A 2,042-nucleotide genomic window follows, 5' to 3' on the forward strand; every position below is an offset into this window, starting at 1 on the left:
TGGCGTTGCGCGCGCCCCGCTTGCGCAGGTACTCGTTGCTGCCCCCGCCTTCGACGTCGCGCAGCAGCAGGCTCATGCGGTCGTAGCTGCGGATGTCGTACCACTCGTGCGCCTGGATCGCCTTGGCGGCGAGGTGCTCCTTGTCCTTCGGCTTGAGCCAGCGCGTGAGCTCGCTCTCCTTCAGGCGCTGGGCGGCAAGGAGCTTCTGGATGTCCTCGACCAGACCGGCGAAGACGGAGCCCTTGATCGACGGGACTGTCGGCATGGGGTCCTACCTCTCGTCTGGTGAAGATCGGCCCCGCGCGGGCTGCCCTGTAGTCGCGGCCCTACCCCCGCGCGCGGTGTTGCGCATTCGTGTGTGCGCAGCTTCGCTTCGCAAGCGCGCCTCAGGGAGCGAGCTCGTCGGCCAGCGCCAGCTTGCCGGCGCGCAGGGTGAGCAGCGGGCAGTACGGCACCGGCTCCGAGCGGGTCCACCACGCGCCGTTCTTCCAGTCGCTCCCGGTCGCGAAGTGGTAGCGGGCCGACGTCACCCGCAGATAGCGCGGCGGCTCACCGTCGAACGGATCGCTCGCGAGCAGGCGAGTCACGGGCGGCGAGCCCTCGAGCAGGCGGCGCAGGAACGCGTGCAGCCACCCCTGGCGCTCGCAGCGGGAGAGCGCCGCGAACCAGAGCTGCCAGTCGAGCCGCGGCATGTGCGGACCGGCAATCCGCGGCGCGCGGTCGAGCGCGCCCGGCTTCCAGCGGAACGCGTAGCTCTTCCACTCGACGCCGTCGCGGCTGCCCTCGAGCAGGATCTCGGGGCGCTCGGTGGTCATCACCGCGAAGAGGCCGTACGAGTTCACGCTGCGCAGCGGAGCGAGCGGCTCGACGAGCGCGTAGAGCGCCTCGGGGAGACGGCCCTCGGGGGCGAGGCGCTCAGCGGCGACGATCGCGCTCGCCGCGAGCAGCGCGCCGGCCGCGACCCGGCGCGCGATCACGAGTGCGTGCGGGCCCGGCGCCGCGGGTTCGGGTCCGCCGCCGCCGAGCCAGGTCGCGCAGAGCGCGAGCGCCAGCAGGTTGAAGAACCCGTAGTTGCCCGTCGCCGCGATCAAGAGCTGCAGTCCGACGAGCAGGCCGAGTCCAACGAGCCGCACCCGCCGCGGCCCGAGCAGCGCGAACGGCGCGCCGAGCTCGATCGCGAGCGTCGCGAACGTGGACGCGCGCTGGCTCCAGTCGGGCAGCGCCGCCGCCCACGCGCTGGTCGGGATCGGCAGCGGCTGAGTCCAGTAGTGGTAGGAGAGCGCGGACAGATCGCGCCAGGTGGGGTCGCCCGAGAGGAGCTTCACCGCGCCCGACAGGAACATCAGCTTCCACAGGAGCGCGCGCGCGAGCCACACGCCCAGCCGCGGCTCGCGCGACGCCGCGAACAGGGCGACGACCCCGGACTCGAGCAGGAGCATGTCCCACTGGAACGAGAGGAACACGTCGCCGACACTGACGAGCGACAGGTAGGCGACCCAAGCCGCGAGGGCGGCCCAGAAGCTCGCGCGGCGTGCGAGGAGCGCGAGCGCGGCGACGACGCCGGCTGCGCACAGCGCGTGCAGCGCCCAGTCCCCGGGGCCGGTGAGCCACAGCAGCGTCGGCAAAGCGAGCGGCGCACTGGCGCCGAGCCGCTCGCGCGCGAGCGCCAGCAACGCGCTCGCCGGCGCGATCCCCTGCGACCCGATCAGCCCGTCGAGCTGAACCCAGAGCGACGCGAACGCGCACAGGTACACGACGCCCAGCAGGCGCAGGAACAGACCGGCGACTCGCTGCACGCCGGCATGGTACAAGGGTGGCCCGAAGAGGAGAGACCCATGGAGCTTCGCAAGGTGGTGCTGGTGGATGGCGTGCGTTCCCCGTTCGCGCGCGGCGGCCGCGGCAAGTTGGTCGCGACGCGGCTCGACGAAGCCGGCGCGCAGGTCGTGCGCGCGCTCCTGCAGCGCAACCCGAAGGTCCGCGGGCGCATGGTCGAGGACATCGGCCTCGGCAACGTCTCGGGCCAGGGCGAATTCGTGCTGCTG

At 72.6% G+C, this 2,042-nt stretch carries 3 protein-coding genes; 1 reads left to right on the forward strand and 2 read right to left on the reverse strand.

The window, feature by feature from the left end:
• Window positions 1-265 (reverse strand): hypothetical protein (locus VMR86_11370; GenBank protein HTO07639.1); only part of this gene is annotated, 265 nt, incomplete at its 3' end.
• Between the two features lie 121 nt (window positions 266-386).
• The gene (locus VMR86_11375) at window positions 387-1,796 is read right to left on the reverse strand and encodes a lipase maturation factor family protein (GenBank protein ID HTO07640.1); all 1,410 of its coding nucleotides are present in this window, start codon (window positions 1,794-1,796) and stop codon (window positions 387-389) included.
• A gap of 39 nt (window positions 1,797-1,835) precedes the next feature.
• Between VMR86_11375 and VMR86_11380 the strand changes: the two genes are divergently transcribed.
• Window positions 1,836-2,042, forward strand: a 207-nt coding sequence (locus VMR86_11380; protein HTO07641.1) for a 3-oxoadipyl-CoA thiolase, incomplete at its 3' end; no start/stop codon positions are given.

Source organism: Myxococcota bacterium, assembly GCA_035498015.1.
Lineage (GTDB): Bacteria > Myxococcota_A > UBA9160 > SZUA-336 > SZUA-336 > VGRW01.